Genomic DNA, 15160 nt, shown 5'->3' on the forward strand with positions numbered 1-15160 from the left:
TGGAATCAACCCGCCCGCCGCAAGGCGACGGACGGGAAGTCGGGAGGCTCGAAACCGCTAACAGCCGGCGGGCTTATTCCCCTTGCGGGTGTTGTATTCACCGCCCTCCCGACGCAGGCATCGCGTCGGTTGCGCCTGCAAAACACGCAGGCACAAAAAACCCACCGGTTTGTCGGAGGTGGGTACCGCTGTTAGCGGAGTTTCGAGGCTCCGTTTAGTAATTTTGCTACCTGTTTGGGTGACGCGTCAAGGTGCTAAGTCAAACCAGAATTTACAGATATGCGGGCACCAAATCAGCCTGATCCGTTACTGCGGTGACGCTCCTTGCTGTAAAGAAGCACCTGGCGACGGAGATCCTTGGTGATACGTCGAATCGAAGACCATATCGGTCAGCCAACGCTTGAAGTTGGGGTTGTCGCTGAACTGCTTGAATAGCTCCGTGTGGTCCGACAGCAGCTCCAGCACCACGCGGTTGAGCGCCTTGTCATGCTCCAGCTTGGCGTTTTGCTTGTCGGAGTTCGCCTGTGCGTTCTGATACGCCTTGTCCTTCGCCACGCGCGCCGGGATTTCCTCGGCGATAACTTTGCGGATCTTGTCCTCGTCTTTCCACTCGATGTTGCCGAACAAGTCGTTGAAGGTTTTGAGGATCGCGGAGAGTTTGTCGATGTCTGCCTCGCCCTTGCCACCACCGCCACCCGGCGGTACTGGCTCGACCGTGGCATCAGCATCGGCCATCGCCATCTTCAATGCCGCTTTGGCCTCCACCCGGTAACTGTCCATGTCAATGGTCTCCAGCACCCCCTTGGAGAGGTCTTCCTCTTTGGGCGCGGGCAGCTTGGGAATGAGGAAGTTCAGGAAGATGGACAGCTTTTCCCACGTCGGGTGGCCGTAGCTCAGGATCGCGGCAAGAAAGCCGTAGCTGCGCACGAACGTCTTGGCTTTACCCTTGAACTTGACCTGATCGTCCTCGCCGAGCTTGTCGGCGTATTCGGCCACGCAAGCATCGAGGATCGGGTCGAGTTTGTCCCGGTCTGCACCGCCTACGTATAGCGCCACCAAGTCTTCCACCTGCTGCCAGCTATATACCTGCTGCCCGTCGAGCTCGGTCTTCAGGTCGTGCAGCTTGTTGGCATCGGTTTCGCCGGTCTGGATGGTAGCGCGGTAGTAGTCCTGGAACGCCGCCTTCACTGCCTCGGCGTTGTCCCCGAAGTCGAGCACGAAAGTGTCGTGCTTTTGCGGGTGCGCGCGATTCAGGCGTGACAACGTCTGTACCGCCAGCACGCCCGCCAACGGCTTGTCCACGTACATCGTGTGCAGCAAGGGCTCATCGAAGCCGGTGACGAACTTGTTGGCAACGATCAGGAAGCGATATGAGTCTTGTTTGAGATTGGCCGGAATGTCCTTGCTCGGAAAGCCGTTGAGATCCGCCTCCGTCTTCTTCTGGCCACCAATCTCAAAGTCACCCGAGTAAGCCACGATGGCCTTGTACGGGCTCTTGATCTGCGTGAGGTAGTCCGACACCTCACGCCAGTAGTCGATGGCCCGCGCGATGCCGTTGCACACGATCATCGCCCGTGCCTTGCCGCCGATCTTCTGCTTGCCGGCGACCTGTGCAATGAAGTGATCGACCATGATCTCAGCCTTGCGGCGGATGGCCTTATCGTGAGATTCGACGTAGTGGCGGATTTTTTTCAGCGCCTTTACCTTGTCGAATTCCGGGTCGTCCTCCACCGTCTTGGCCACTTGGTAGAAGCTGTCGTAGGTGGTGTAGTTTTCCACCACATCGAGGATGAACTTCTCTTGGATTGCCTGCTTGGTGGTATAGGTCAATTCTTCGGGCGAGCGGAACTGCACCTTGTCGCCGACGAGGATCTTCTCGCCGAACAACTCCAGCGTCTTGTTCTTGGGCGTGGCAGTAAACGCGAAGTAGCTGGCGTTGACCAGCAGCTTGCGCGAGGCGATACGCCTCTCGATTTCCGCATTGACCGCATCCTGAGTGCTGTCCTCCTCGAACTCCTCCTCGACAAGCTTGCCGCCGAGGGCTTCGTGCATCCGCGCCGTGGTCTTGCCGCCTTGGCTGGAGTGCGCCTCGTCAATCAGCAGCGCGAAACTCTTGCCGGAGAGGTCGCCTAGTTCATCAAGGATGAACGGAAATTTCTGCACCGTGGTGACGATGATCTTCTTGCCCCGGCGCAGGTAGTCGCGCAGCTCCTGCGCATTGTCAGAGTGGCCGAAGATCGCCGCCACATGGTCGTAACCCTTGATGGTGCGGGCGATCTGCGTGTCCAGCGCGCGCCGGTCAGTGATGACGATGATGGAATCGAACTGCGCCGTCAGCGGGGTGTCCTTGCGGCGCAGCTCAACTAACTGGTGCGCCAGCCAGGCAATCGTGTTGCTCTTGCCGCTGCCTGCCGAATGCTGGATCAAATAACGCTTGCCCACCCCATCGGCATGGGCGCGGCGCAGCAGGGCGCGCACCGTGCGCAACTGGTGGAAGCGCGGAAAGATCTGCTTGCGCTTCTTGCGTTTCTTGCCGCTGGCGTCCGCTTCTTCCTCTTCCACCACCTGCGCGTAACTCTCGATGATGTTGGCCAGCGACTCGCGGGTCAACACCTGCTTCCACAGGTAATCGGTCTTCAGACCATCCGGATTGGGCGGGTTGCCCGCGCCGCTGTTCCAGCCCTGGTTGAACCGCAGGAACCACGAGGCCTTGCCCTGCAGTTCGGTACAGAACGCGGCCTCCGCGTCATCGACCGCGATGTGCGCGACGCAACGGCCCAACTGGAACAGCAGTTCCTGCGGGCTGCGCGTGGTCTGGTACTGGACAATGGCGTCGGCCAGGGTCTGCTTGGTCAGCGAGTTCTTCAACTCGAAGGTCAGCACCGGCAGGCCGTTGATGAAGACGCCCAAGTCCAGTTCATTGCCAGAATCGTTGCTGTAGCGCAGCTGCCGGGTGACGCTGAAGATGTTCTTGCCGAAGGCGTCCGCAGCGGCAGCGTTGCCCGGCGTGGGCAGCAGCTTGTAGAGGTCGATGTGTACCGGCCCGTGGCTCACGCCCTTGCGCAGCACATCCACCACGCCGCGCTTGGTGATCTCGCCCTGTAGCCGGTGCAGAAACTGGGTGCGTTTGATGCCGTCCACCGCCAGTTCCAGCGTGTCCACCACCTTGGGTTGGGTAGCCTGCAGGAAGGCCAGCAACTGGGCCACATCCAGCGCCACGTCGCGGTTGTAGTCGGTGGGCTTGCCCTGCACGTAGCCGTTGTGGGTGGCGGAGAAGTCCGTGGGGGCCAGCGCATGGCGGTACTCGGGCTGCGGCACACCGGTCAGGCCGCGTACCACGCGCGCCTCGAACCAGCGCTCGCTGGTGTCAGTCTTCGCCATCGGCATCCTCCTCTTCGGTCACATCTTCGTTTTCATCGCCGAGCGCGGCCAGGGCCGCGTCGTCCACCACGTCCTCCGGGCCGGGCTGCCAGCCGCGCACGTCCATTTGGCCGGTGACTACATCGGCAATAAGGCGGTCGCGGTATTCGAGGATCACCTTTATCTCGTCGTTGGCTCGTCGGACGGTTTCGTCCAAGCCCTTCGTTTCGATGGAAATGAACGACAGAATGTCTTGTTGCTCATCGACAGGCGGAACGGCCAATCGCACGTTACCAATGAACGTCCAGTCCGCGCGCGGCATCTTCGCGCCTGCCGTGGAACTGTTGATGAGGTCAATGACGCGCTTACAGCGCAATAGCTGCTCAAGATACGCGGGCAGCACCAGCTCCTTGCGCGACCTGAGAACGAGGAACTCACTGACGCACACGCCTGCACGAACAGCGCGCGTTACCTTCGCCAAGTAGGGGCGGAGCTTGCCGAAGAGAACGTCGTCGGTGACAAACCTTCTTACCGTGCTCGCAAACTCGACATCGCCTTCCAGCGGTCTGGCCACGCCCGTCCAGCTTTCGACGTGTTCCAGCGCCAGATAGATTTCGTCGTTTGCCTTCGTCGTGGTCTGGTTCGTAAGGTTATTGGCGAGGAACTTCAAACGCCGCAGCTCCCAATGCTTCGGCGCCTCACCCAGCCATTCGATCCCGGAAGGCTTCAGTTCCACCGATGCATCAAGGCCGCGAGTGACGGCGTGGTCGATGATGCGCAGCTTCTGCTCTGTGAGCAGTTTGATCAGATCCCGTTTGGCTTTGATGAAGCGGGCGATGTGCGCGTCCTGCACGCGCAAATAGGCGATGATCTGGTCTTGCTCAGGGCGCGGGGGTGCAAGCGATGGCATCTGCTTAAAGGATTCCCAATACAGCCGGTTGCGGTCCGCAACGATGCCGCGCGAGAACTTGTTGACCTCCTGCATATAGGCCGCCGTGCGGAACAGGTAGCTGTAGTAGCTGCTGTTGGCCTCGTCGTAGGGTTTCACCACGACATAGGCCGGGCTGACCAGACCATCGACTGGCGCGGGACCAACCGCGCCTTGCCACATCCGCATCATGTTGTAGGCAATGTCGCCCTTGGCTGCGCGTTTGTATTTCTCCTTCTGGCTCATCACCTGCTTGCGCTTCAGGTTTTCCATGTCACGCACACGCACACCGGTGCGCAGCGAAACTTCCAAAATGGGCAGATCGGGAAAGCCCGTCTCGACGCGATGCCCGAAAAGGCGACCATTTCGCAGCACCTGCCAACCCTCTGGCAGCCGAGGAACCCAAGGCAGGCCGGATGCACGATAGTTCGGGTACGCGCTCGCCACCGCCATCACGCGCCCCCCACAATCTTGTGCAGCAACCCTTCGCTCTGCTGCTCAAGCAAGAGGATGTCGGCACGAATTTCTGCCAGCGTGCGCAACGGCGCGGGCTTGTAGAAATAGCGAGCGAACGAAATCTCGTAACCAATCTGGGTCTTGTCCGTGGCGATCCAGGCATCCGACGCATGCGGCAGCACTTCGCGGGCGAAGAAGGCGTCGATGCCGCCCGGTTCCTTCAACGGCACCTGCTCGGTATCGCGCAGCTCGCTGTCGGGTTCGTACTCCACCATGAAGCGATCCTTGCCCATGGTCTCCAGGTACGCGCCATCGAAGCCGGGCTCGAAGAGTTCCCCTGCCTTGAGCTTGCTACGCTTGGCGATGACCGGGGGCGCGGTTTCGTCACGCCAGCTCACCGCCTTGTAGAGAGCCTTCCTCTCCGGCGCACTGAGCTTGTCGCCCTGCGCCTTGCACGCCGCATCGAAGTGGGAGCGGAATTCATTGTGGTCGTCGAACACGGCGCTGCCCAGTGCCTTCTGCGCCCGCTTCGCCACCTCCATCAGCCCCTTGTCGCGCTGCCAGGTCGATGCGTCGAGCAGCTTCTTGCGGCGCTTGGCGGGCACGGCCTTGCGGGCGGCGGGAGCTTCGCCGTCATCGTCGCTGTCTCTGTCTTCGCTGTCGTCGTCTTCGCTGTCGTCGTCTTCGTTCTCGTCCTCGCCCTTCAGCCATGCCTCGATGGCTGGCTTGCGCTTGGCAAACTCGGTGTAGAGCGCCTCACCGTGGGTGGCGTAGATCCCGGCGCGCAGCGCCTCCTCGCCGGTGGCAAACCGCAGGGGCTCGATGCGTTCGTCTGAGAGCTGGCTTTTCAGGCGCAACGGGCGCTCGACGGTGATCTTCCAGTAACCGAAGTCCTGAGTGTCGAACCATTTGGACTGGGCGGCTTCCTCCGCCTCGCCGAGGTAGAGGTCGATGATCCGCTGGATGTCTCCGTCCGAGAGTTCGCAGTTCTTCTTGCCGAGGTTGCGGCGCAGCGGCTGGAACCACTGAGATGCGTCGATCAACTGCACTTTGCCACGCCGCGCTTCGGCCTTCTTGTTAGCCAGTACCCAGATGTAGGTGGCGATGCCAGTGTTATAGAAGATGTTCAGCGGCAGGGCGATGATGGCTTCGAGCCAGTCGTTCTCCAACACCCAGCGGCGGATGTTGCTCTCGCCCTGGCCTGCGTCGCCAGTGAACAGTGCCGAGCCGTTATGCACCAGCGCAATGCGGCTGCCCAGCGGCGTATTGTGTTTCATCTTTTGCAGCTTGTTCACTTGGAACATGAGCTGCCCGTCACTGGAGCGAGTGACGAGCTTGAACTCGGGGTTTCCCGCGTGGCTAACAATGAAACGCGGATCGTTGAATTCTTTCTTTCCGCCCATGCGCTCCAGATCGGTCTTCCAACTCTTGCCGTAGGGCGGGTTGGAGATCATGAAATCAAATTCGCGGCTGCGGAACTGGTCGGCAGACAGGGTGGATTTGTCCGCGCCACCTACGATGTTCTCGGCCTCCGCGCCTTCGCCCTTCAAGAGCAGGTCGGCCTTGCAGATGGCGTAGGTTTCGTCGGTGATCTCCTGCCCGAACAGGTGGATCGACACTTCCTTGCCATGCTGCTCGGCGAGTTCGTGCAGCGCTTCTTCAGCCACGGTGAGCATACCGCCGGTGCCGCAGGAGCCGTCGTAGAGCGAATAAGTGCTGGACTCAATGCGATCGGCCACCGGCAGGAACAGCAGCTTAGCCATGAGCTGCACCACGTCACGCGGGGTGAAGTGTTCGCCTGCCTCTTCGTTGTTGTCTTCGTTGAAGCGGCGGATCAGCTCCTCGAACACCGTGCCCATGCCGTGGTTGTCCAGTGCGGGTAGCCTGATGTGGCCGTCTGCATCCTTCACTGGCAGCGGCGCGAGATTGACCTCGGGGTCGAGGAAGTCGTCTATCAGGTACCCGAGGACGTGAGAATCCACCAGCTTCTGGATCTGGTTGCGGAAAGTGAACTTGGTGAGGATTTCCTGCACGTTGGGCGAGAAGCCGTCCAGATACGCAATGAAGTCATCGCGTAGGCGCTGTCCTGCCGCGCTGGCCTTTAGCTTTGCCAACGTGAATTCAGAAACGTTGTAGAAGGCCTGGCCCGCCGCCATGCGCAGCGCGCCATCCTGCTCGGCCACCTTGTGTTTGTCGAGAAACTTCTTGCGTTCCAGTACCGCGATCTTTTTACTTTCCAGCACGGCGTCCAGCCGCCTTAGCACGGTGAAGGGCAGGATCACGTCGCGGTACTTGCCGCGCACGTAGACGTCGCGCAGCCGGTCGTCAGCAATGTTCCAGATGAAGTCGGAGATCCACTTGATCTGGCTTTGGTCTTGTTGTTTCTTCTGCATCGATAATGTTCTCAGCTCGCCGCAATGCCGGTGGCATTGCCAGTGACGACGGCCAGGCTCCAATGTTCTTCGAGTACGCCAACAAGGCGCTGTTGGCGCTCGGCCAGAAGCGCGGGCGTCCACTCGTTCTCTGATCTGACTTCCTGCGTCAGCACGAAGGGCGAGGCCTTGCCCTTGCCTCTGAAGTAAGCATCCTTCTTCCTAGAAAATTCATAGTTGCTGGCGAAGGAGTTCTTGTTCCTGTCGAGCGGAACCAAATTGGCAAGACGGTGCGTCCACTCGTCTCGTTCATCTTCATCAGGAAACCATCGAAGCCAGTCCGAGTCATCGGGTGGTGTTTGGGGAAGGACATGCTCTAGAGACACGGCGTTTTGCAATTGCACGCCAGGGGCGCGCACCAATGATTCAAGGCGCAAAACCAGTGCCATGCGGGCTTTAGGCAGATTGCGGTAGATGTTGCCATCGAGCGCGACCACGAACTCGCGCTTCTGTTTGTCCGTGAGGGTCAGCGTGTCCAAAGCGGTCAAATCGCCGTTGAATGCAGCAGGCTCGATTTCCTTGGTGAGCGCGGCGTAGGTTTCGATACGCTCATTGATGCCCACCTTGGTGACCAACAGGAAATAGGTGAGGCGCTCTAGTGACGCGAAGAATTCAACCAATAGCTTGGGCCTTTGCCGGAATCGCTTGAAATACACCAGTGCCGGGGGCACCCAGTCCTTGAAGTCCACACGGTTAAGCCAAGACAGATACTCGTTGATCGTCTCTGCGTGCTCGGTAGCCTCAAAGTCAGCGTCACGCACGAAGTCCCACACTTCGGCGTAGGGTTTGATGACCTTGTCGACGAGGTCGATGGGAGCTTTGTACTCGGTGACGTGATCCTGGAATTCTTTGACTAGCGTGGCCCGCTGCTTTTGCTTGGTGTAGATGGTGCGGATGTGGCCAAATAGGTCGCCGAAGGCGTCGCGCCCCAGCGAGCTTTCGATTCGACTCCACTCTTTGGCGTATGAGCGGCTCTTGGCTTCACCTGCCGTCGTGCGGATTAGGCCCAGCACTTGCGCCTTGATGATGTCGATAGGCGCGAGATCGAGACCTCGGTTGTTTAGCACGGAGAAGATGCGGTACGCAGCTTCAAGATCGGGCGTAGAGATGACGACCAGCGAACAGTCGTTGGCGAGAAACTGCCACAGCGCGATCAGGTCGACAGGCAGCAGCGCCTTGGCCTTTGCAAGCAGAAGTAAGGCGTTTTCGCGGTAGCGCAGGCGACTGTCTTCCAGCTTGTCGGTGCTGACGACCAACTGCGCAATGCCACCCGGCTCCTGAATATTGGCGCGAAAGAAGTCAGCATCTTCTTCTCGGGCCGTCAGACGGTATTCGTTTTTCTCGCCGAGGCTGATTTTACCCTTCTTGTAGAGGAAATCGGTGATGTCGTCTGCTGCGTGCGGCATGACTTCACGCAGCACTGCGAACAACATCGTCAGTGTGGACAGACGCTGTTGACCATCGACCACCGATGATTTCGGCTCTCGGTCGCTCTTGATCAGAACGATGCTGCCGAGGAAGTATTGACTGGAGGCGCCCGAGACATGGGCGTCCCGCATGGCGGAGATCAAATCATCGAACAGCTCGCCCGCCTGCTCGGTCGTCCACGCGTACGGCCGCTGATAATCTGGTATTTCGAATTGATAGCTTCCTTCGAAAATTTCTCGGATTAACTTGTCGTGCGCCTCAAGTGTCTTAGCCATACTTTCCTTCAAGTTTTACTTTTTTCAGCAAAAATGGAACTGATTTTTTTGATACGTAACTCGGCTCTTCTCCGATCACTGCAGACCAGTACTCGCTACTCATAGTCATTTGTTCTGTGCTCGGTCAATAACTTGCTTTCAAGCGAGGTGAGTGCTTCCGATGCGTTCAGGCTATGGGCAACGGGCACATCAACTTACCCGTGCGGCGCCTGCTGATATTGGCCATCTACTTCCTCTGTGGCACGACGTTGGCGCTAACGCCGTGCTTAATGATAGTCGTCTTCACGCTGATGCCTGACTGCCAGAACGGTGACGACCTGATCGCTTTCCACCTCAAACAGCAGGACGTAGCCGCTGGCACCGAAACCGATCACCAGCTCCCGCAAGAAGGGGTCCGCCACCCCTGCCTTGCGGCAGCTCAACGGGGCCAGTTCAAGCACGGTGACGCCATCGCGAATGGCCTGCAGCGCGCGCTCGGCCACGGTGAAGTCGCCTTCGGCACGCTGTAGCAGCCAGTCGTAAAGACGCGCGAGATCGTCGCGCGCTTGCTGAGTGAAGCGGACAGAAAATCCCACGCTGGCTTAGCCCTTGCGCACCTTGTCCAGTTGGGACTGCAGCCCGGCCAGCACATCCCTCGCGTCAATGTACCGGTTGGATGCCTTGGCGCTGTCACGCGAGGCCAGCCCGCGCGCAATGAAGGCTTCCTGCTGCTGGCGCTGCTGCACCTGGGCGCGCACGGAGTACTCGACGAAGCTGGACAGCGTCTCACCCTCCTGCAACACGGCTTCGGCCGCTTCGCGCAGCGCCGGGTCTACCCGGAGCGATGGAAGAGATGCGGATTTCATGGCAGGCCCAGCGCGTTGCAATTGCGATGCATCATCGCAAGCGGGCGCCGGTGCTTCAAGGTTTTCTTTGCAGACCTAAGCCGACGATGTCGCATCTACGCTGATGCAATGGTACCTAGACGCTGATGCACGACGCTTGCGCGCTCCGGTTCGGCGACCAATCCCGGCAGCGCGTTCACAAACGCGGGGTTATCCACTAACCCCTCAAACACGTCGGCAACCCAATGCCGAAGATCTGCATGTTCCACGGCAAGCTCTTCCACCAGCTCGGCCCGGCCATCGACGACATTGAGCACGTCCTCCAGGTCGTGACTGGAAAGGAAGTCGCTGTTGCCTCGGGTAACGAAGGCTTCGAGCTTGGTCGCCACGAATGCTGTCGCTGTCACCACGCGGATGGACAGGCGATCGCTCAAGGCCACCACTTGGGCTGTCTCTACCGCATGGGCGTACCAGCGGTTGGAGAAGCCAAGCACGCCGGCATCCACCGGCATCAGGTCGAAGAGGACGCCCGACGCTTGGTGTACCCAGCGGCAGACGACACCGCTCTGCATCTCACGCGCGAAGCCCTGCGACTCCACACGCGCCTCGATACTGCGGAACCGGGCCCAATCAAGATTGACCACCGCATCGACGTCATAGGTGGCGCGGACGCTTTCCGCCAATGGATCCGACACCAGCAGGCCAACGACTGCGCCGCCGAGGAAGACCACCTGGTCGCGAAGTTCGCCCAGTGCATCCGCAATCACCAGCAGATGCGGCAAGTTAGGATCGTCAGACCGCATCGCCAAGCCCCAGCAACTGCTTGAGATAGCGCGCCGCCAGCGCGCGCTCGCGTGCACGCCCGCTACGCAGGGCGTCCTGCAGCGCCAGCAGTTGGTGCAAGGCAGGGTCGGCCAGCGCAGCGTTGGGTGCACCGGCCGACAACGGCGACAAGCTGGGGCCTTTGGCTATGCCCTGCGCGCTTGGCCACACCGGTGCATCCCCAGGGGAACTAGCAATGGCAATCGACAATGGCGGCGCCCCGAAGGCCGTAGGAATGCCACGCCTTAGCGGCCCGATGACGGCAGGAAAGGCGTAACGCACGCCGTGAACCGCAAACTCGTGCAGCGCCGTGCGCACCGTCTCCCACTCGCCGCGGCTTTTTTCCAGCGCTAGGCCGGATGCCACCGCGCGCTTGACGCTGCGATGCACCTGCGAGGCGCTCATGCCCAGCGCTTCTCCAAGGGATGCATACGTCCAGACCTGGCCAGCCTGGGCGACCTGCTTGTACAGCACCACCAGATCCTGGGGCTTCAGTTCCACAGCCAAGCCCGCCTTATTCCATATTCCAGAATATGGAATATCCAGCCAACGAACTATTTTTTCAAGCAGTCTTCACTAAATGCCCTGGCTAAACGAGGGGCTACCGCTCAACGGCGGAAGCCAGCCACGCTCACCCAATTCCCCGCAGCGCCACCCGAAGCGCCTCCCCCGCCAACCGCGCACTCGCCAGCAGACGCTCCAGGCTCTGCCCATGCCGGGCGCTGGCGGACAGCCCGGCCATGGTGGTGCTGACGAAATCCGCCAGCCGGTCTGCGTCGTGCGGGCAGTGTTTGGCGATGTGGGAGCGGATCAGCTCCTGGGCGGCGACATGAAAACCGCAGGCGGCCTCGCGCGCCTGCGCGTCGTTGCTGCGCGTGCCTTCCAGCACCAGGCAGCCGGTGGCGGCGGGGTCTGCGGCGTAGCAGCGTGCGGCCTGCTCCAGTACGTCGGCCAGGGCGTCGGCCAGCGGGCGGTTGGCGTCCAGAAGTTGCGGCAGCGGGATGGCCCCGGTCTGCGCGTAGCGGTCGAGGATGCGCGCATACAGGCCGGCCTTGCTGCCGAAGGCGGCGTAGAAACTGGGCGGGTTGATGCCCAGCGCCTGGGTGAGGTCGGCCACGCTCAGTGCGTCGTAGCCGCGCGCATGAAACAGCTGCTGCGCGGTGGCGACCGCTTGGTCCGGGTCGAACGCCCGCGGCCGGCCGCGGGCCCGGGATGTTTCTGTAGTCATCGTTACAAAATCCTTGACGGCAGACGAAAACTATTATGTATTACTCGCTACATTAATTGCGAGGTGAGTGCATGTCAGCGTTCAAAAATAAGTCGGTGTTGGTGCTAGGTGGCAGCAGGGGAATTGGGGCCGCCATCGTGCGGCGCTTCGTGGCCGAGGGTGCGCGGGTGACGTTTACCTATGCCGGCTCTGCCGAGGCGGCGCAGCGCCTGGCCAGCGACACCGGCAGCACCGCGGTGCTGGCCGACAGCGCCGACCGCGATGCGGTCATCGCCACGGTGCGCCGCAGCGGGCCGCTGGATGTGCTGGTGGTGAACTCCGGCATCGCCTTGTTCGGCGATGCGCTGGACCAGGATCCGGACGCGGTGGACCGGCTGTTCCGCATCAACGTGCACGCGCCCTACCACGCCGCCGTGGAGGCCGCGCGGCAGATGCCGCCCGGCGGGCGGATCATCGTGATCGGCTCGGTCAACGGCGACCGCATGCCGCTGCCCGGCATGGCGTCCTACGCGCTGAGCAAATCCGCGCTGCAAGGGCTGGCGCGCGGGCTGGCCCGCGACTTCGGGCCGCGCGGCATCACCATCAACGTGGTGCAACCGGGCCCGATCGATACCGACGCCAACCCGGAAAACGGGCCGATGAAAGACCTGATGCACAGCTTCATGGCGATCAAGCGCCACGGCCGCGCCGACGAAGTGGCAAGCATGGTGGCCTGGCTGGCCGGCCCGGAAGCGGGCTTTGTGACTGGCGCGATGCACACGATCGACGGTGCGTTTGGAGCATGACGCGGCGACGTCTGCGTTGATGGCACTGCAGCTCGACACGTGCGACCGATGGCGGCAAACGCCCTCCGTCAACACACATGGCGAGCTGCCGTTGCACCGCCAGCATCTTGATTCACCGGCATCTCCTGCCGGCAGCGCGTGATCGCATTCCCATGCCATGCGGCGCATGGCATGGGTCATCGCAGGCCTGGCCCTTGCTGTCGCGCTGATCCCAGGTTGCCTATAGTTGCGGCGAACCCTGCAATGGATTGACCAATGCACATGATGTCATCCGGCCGGTGCCTGGCCCTTGCACTCGCCGTTGCTGTGACCGGCAGTGCTTGTGCACGGACGCCATCACCCGAACAGGAAAGGACTTCCCCCATGCCAGACAACGTCACCACAGGCCGCACCATCAACGGGCACACCTATTCGGACGCTCCGGTTGACGTAAAGCTGGGGCCGAACACCTTCCGCATCCCCGCCAACTACCTGGACAGCCAGATCGCGCCATGGCCGGGCGAAGGCGTCACGCTTGTCATCGAGTGGCCAGGCATGACCCCCCACCCCGCCCGGGGCACGGGCCAACCCGCGTACGAATGATTTCCGGAAAGAAATTTCCGTGTCGATCGACTACATCGACCGCGCACCCATCGAAACATCGCTGGAGAGGCTGTCGTCCAACGAGGCCATCACTGAAGACGGTTCGGTGGAACGCCGAGATCCAAGAGATCGCCTGGACTTACGCATTGCCCAAACCGAGACCATGGGGCTAATGCTATACACCATTGACGAAGCAAAGATGGCAGGGTTTTCGAAAGAATACGAAGCACGCTATGGCAAACCACCAACACGTAACCCCGGCTACGAAGACGACTGGTATGTCGCGCGCGGACCAAAGGGCAACCTGACGACATTTATCAAATGCGACAGCAAGAAGTTTCGAGGAGATGGCGTGCGCCTGGAGGGTGATCAGGTCATCAACGAGGATGGCGCAGTTTCCGCCGGTTGCTTTCATTATTTCTCGGATATCGAGAATAAGCTGTCAATCAGGTTGACCTACAAAAGGGCGTTCCTGAAGGATTGGAAGCGCATGGAAGACGCAGTACGGGATGTACTGGCGCGAACCAAAGTGCAGTAATCCGCCCATTACAGGAGTGAATCATGAGTGGATTGACTAAGAAGGATTTGGCTGTCCTGACCAGCTATGCCAGAGATGGCAACCGCGAACTCTACTGGAACTATCTTTCCCAGTTGCCAGGTGCCGATGGCTACGGAACGTTGGCACTGGGTGTCGTTCGCAATGACAGCTTGCCCGGCCAAGTGGCAAACAGTTATGCGCAGGATTACGCCAGGCAGCGCCACGACAACGGATCGCGCTTTGCCAATGCCGAACTGAGTGAGCGCCAATGGGAGGTCTTCGGGCAGACGCTGGTCAAACAGGATTTGGCGCAGCGGATGCATTGGATGGAACAGCGCCGCCCGGACCTGGCCTTGAACCTTCCTGGCAAGGATGTGATGACTGCACATGATCGAGCATTCGAATTTCACCAGCTCGACCCCAACTGCTGGACACCTCGCGTCCTTTTAGAAGCAGCCGAGCAAAAAAGCGGCCCCCAGAAGCTGGAACAGATCTGGACCAACATGCTCGACAACGAAGCCGCCGGCGCCGCTCGCATCAGTAACACTGGCTACGAGACCTTTGCGCAGATGGGACTGGCGGCCGGCAGCCAGTACCTGGCCAAGCTGGGCACCACCGAGGCGATCCAGATGCTGGAGGGCCGCTCCGCCGTCGACCCCAACGTCATCGGCAGCAACAGCTTCTACGCGATGTACTTCGAGAAAGAACAGAAGTGGGTGAACGTCAGCGCAGGCGGCGGGCATCTGTCCATGCGCGAAGAAACCAATGCCGGCCGTATCGCCGAACTCGATGATGCCCGCGCCGTGCGCCTGGAGCGGCAGCAGAAAGCCACGCAGTTCCACGAAGACGACCCGTACCGCTCCATCACCCGCAGCCCGTTCACGGCGTCGGCCGACGGCCTGCCGGATCGGACGCAGGCGCCCACCAAACTGACCGATATCGGCCCTGACCACCGGGACTACGCACTGCTGCAACAGGTACGTGCGGGTGTAAGCGCGATTGATGCGCAAGCCGGGCGCACGCCGGACGAGAACAGCGAGCATCTCATCGCCAGCGTGATGACCCTCGCCCGCCAGAACAACCTGGAACGGGCCGACCACGTGGTGCTGAGCCAGCAGACCGCCGACAGCCCGGCTGGCCGCAATGTGTTTGTGGTGCAGGGCGAGTTGAACAACCCCGCGCACCTGCGCGCCCACATGCCGACCGATGTGGCTGTGCAGACGCCGGTCGCGCAGTCGCTGCAGCAGCTGGAGGTGGCCAGTAACGATCGCCAGCAGGCGTTGGCGCAGAGCCAGCAGCAGGAAATGGACAACCGGCAGCGTGAGAGCGCGTCGATGCGCATGGGATAAGGCAGCGCTGCTCAGAGCACCCCCCTGTCTACTTCCGGCCGATCTCGATGCATGACGCGCGGCATTGGCCCTACCGGAGCCGGCCAGTGCAGGTCTGCGCACATCCGCGACAACGCAGCGTGCCCCACGATGACAATGCACCGGCGTAACCGC

At 60.8% G+C, this 15160-nt stretch carries 11 protein-coding genes and 1 pseudogene; 3 read left to right on the plus strand and 9 right to left on the minus strand.

Annotated features, from left to right (window positions below):
* Positions 1 to 306: 306 nt before the first annotated feature.
* The 9 genes from EO139_RS15455 to EO139_RS15495 form a co-directional block, all read right to left on the minus strand.
* On the minus strand, positions 307 to 3381 hold the full coding sequence (locus EO139_RS15455) for a type I restriction endonuclease subunit R (RefSeq protein WP_126971370.1): 3075 nt from the start codon (positions 3379 to 3381) through the stop codon (positions 307 to 309).
* Positions 3368 to 4741, minus strand: coding sequence for a restriction endonuclease subunit S (locus tag EO139_RS15460; protein ID WP_206515152.1), 1374 nt, complete (start codon positions 4739 to 4741; stop codon positions 3368 to 3370). Before EO139_RS15460 ends, EO139_RS15455 begins: the two co-directional genes overlap by 14 nt.
* Positions 4741 to 7137, minus strand: coding sequence for an N-6 DNA methylase (locus EO139_RS15465; RefSeq protein WP_126971372.1), 2397 nt, complete (start codon positions 7135 to 7137; stop codon positions 4741 to 4743). Before EO139_RS15465 ends, EO139_RS15460 begins: the two co-directional genes overlap by 1 nt.
* Before the next feature lie 11 nt (positions 7138 to 7148).
* Positions 7149 to 8879, minus strand: a complete 1731-nt coding sequence (locus EO139_RS15470; RefSeq protein ID WP_126971374.1) for a DUF262 domain-containing protein — start codon at positions 8877 to 8879, stop codon at positions 7149 to 7151.
* Between the two features lie 266 nt (positions 8880 to 9145).
* Complete coding sequence (locus tag EO139_RS15475) at positions 9146 to 9454, minus strand: type II toxin-antitoxin system RelE/ParE family toxin (RefSeq protein ID WP_126971376.1); 309 nt, start codon at positions 9452 to 9454, stop codon at positions 9146 to 9148.
* Positions 9455 to 9460: 6 nt separating this feature from the next.
* Positions 9461 to 9724: a YlcI/YnfO family protein gene (locus EO139_RS15480; RefSeq protein ID WP_126971378.1), complete on the minus strand. Its 264-nt coding sequence runs from the start codon at positions 9722 to 9724 to the stop codon at positions 9461 to 9463.
* Positions 9725 to 9819: 95 nt separating this feature from the next.
* Entirely contained in the window at positions 9820 to 10506 is a 687-nt protein-coding gene (locus EO139_RS15485; RefSeq protein ID WP_164739876.1) for a hypothetical protein, read from the minus strand.
* Positions 10496 to 11026 carry a MarR family transcriptional regulator gene (locus EO139_RS15490; RefSeq protein WP_126971486.1) on the minus strand — a complete coding sequence of 177 codons (531 nt, stop codon included), beginning with the start codon at positions 11024 to 11026 and terminating at the stop codon, positions 10496 to 10498. The genes EO139_RS15485 and EO139_RS15490 overlap by 11 nt, the downstream gene beginning before the upstream one ends.
* Positions 11027 to 11156: 130 nt before the next feature.
* A complete protein-coding gene (locus EO139_RS15495) occupies positions 11157 to 11753 on the minus strand; it encodes a TetR/AcrR family transcriptional regulator (protein WP_126971382.1) in 597 nt (198 codons plus the stop codon).
* A 71-nt stretch (positions 11754 to 11824) separates the two neighbouring features.
* Here EO139_RS15495 and bdcA point away from each other — a divergent pair, with 71 nt between their 5' ends.
* The 3 genes and pseudogenes from bdcA (at position 11825) to EO139_RS15510 (ending at position 15007) form a co-directional block, all read left to right on the plus strand.
* The gene (bdcA, locus tag EO139_RS15500) at positions 11825 to 12538 is read left to right on the plus strand and encodes an SDR family oxidoreductase (protein WP_126971384.1); all 714 of its coding nucleotides are present in this window, start codon (positions 11825 to 11827) and stop codon (positions 12536 to 12538) included.
* A gap of 363 nt (positions 12539 to 12901) precedes the next feature.
* Positions 12902 to 13658, plus strand: a pseudogene (locus EO139_RS15505) (hypothetical protein).
* 23 nt (positions 13659 to 13681) lie between these two features.
* A complete protein-coding gene (locus EO139_RS15510; protein ID WP_164739877.1) occupies positions 13682 to 15007 on the plus strand; it encodes an XVIPCD domain-containing protein in 1326 nt (441 codons plus the stop codon).
* Positions 15008 to 15160: the final 153 nt, after the last annotated feature.

The sequence above is a fragment of the Xanthomonas sp. BRIP62411 genome (genome assembly GCF_003993525.1).
Lineage (GTDB): Bacteria > Pseudomonadota > Gammaproteobacteria > Xanthomonadales > Xanthomonadaceae > Xanthomonas > Xanthomonas euroxanthea.

Excerpts from the sequence above, each read along its gene's own strand:
- EO139_RS15455 (WP_126971370.1), bottom strand. The coding sequence starts at position 3,381 with ATGGCGAAGACTGACACCAGCGAGCGCTGGTTCGAGGCGCGCGTGGTA.
- EO139_RS15460 (WP_206515152.1), bottom strand. The coding sequence starts at position 4,741 with ATGGCGGTGGCGAGCGCGTACCCGAACTATCGTGCATCCGGCCTGCCT.
- EO139_RS15465 (WP_126971372.1), bottom strand. The coding sequence starts at position 7,137 with ATGCAGAAGAAACAACAAGACCAAAGCCAGATCAAGTGGATCTCCGAC.
- EO139_RS15470 (WP_126971374.1), bottom strand. The coding sequence starts at position 8,879 with ATGGCTAAGACACTTGAGGCGCACGACAAGTTAATCCGAGAAATTTTC.
- EO139_RS15480 (WP_126971378.1), bottom strand. The coding sequence starts at position 9,724 with ATGAAATCCGCATCTCTTCCATCGCTCCGGGTAGACCCGGCGCTGCGC.
- EO139_RS15485 (WP_164739876.1), bottom strand. The coding sequence starts at position 10,506 with ATGCGGTCTGACGATCCTAACTTGCCGCATCTGCTGGTGATTGCGGAT.
- EO139_RS15495 (WP_126971382.1), bottom strand. The coding sequence starts at position 11,753 with ATGACTACAGAAACATCCCGGGCCCGCGGCCGGCCGCGGGCGTTCGAC.
- bdcA (WP_126971384.1), top strand. The coding sequence starts at position 11,825 with ATGTCAGCGTTCAAAAATAAGTCGGTGTTGGTGCTAGGTGGCAGCAGG.
- EO139_RS15510 (WP_164739877.1), top strand. The coding sequence starts at position 13,682 with ATGAGTGGATTGACTAAGAAGGATTTGGCTGTCCTGACCAGCTATGCC.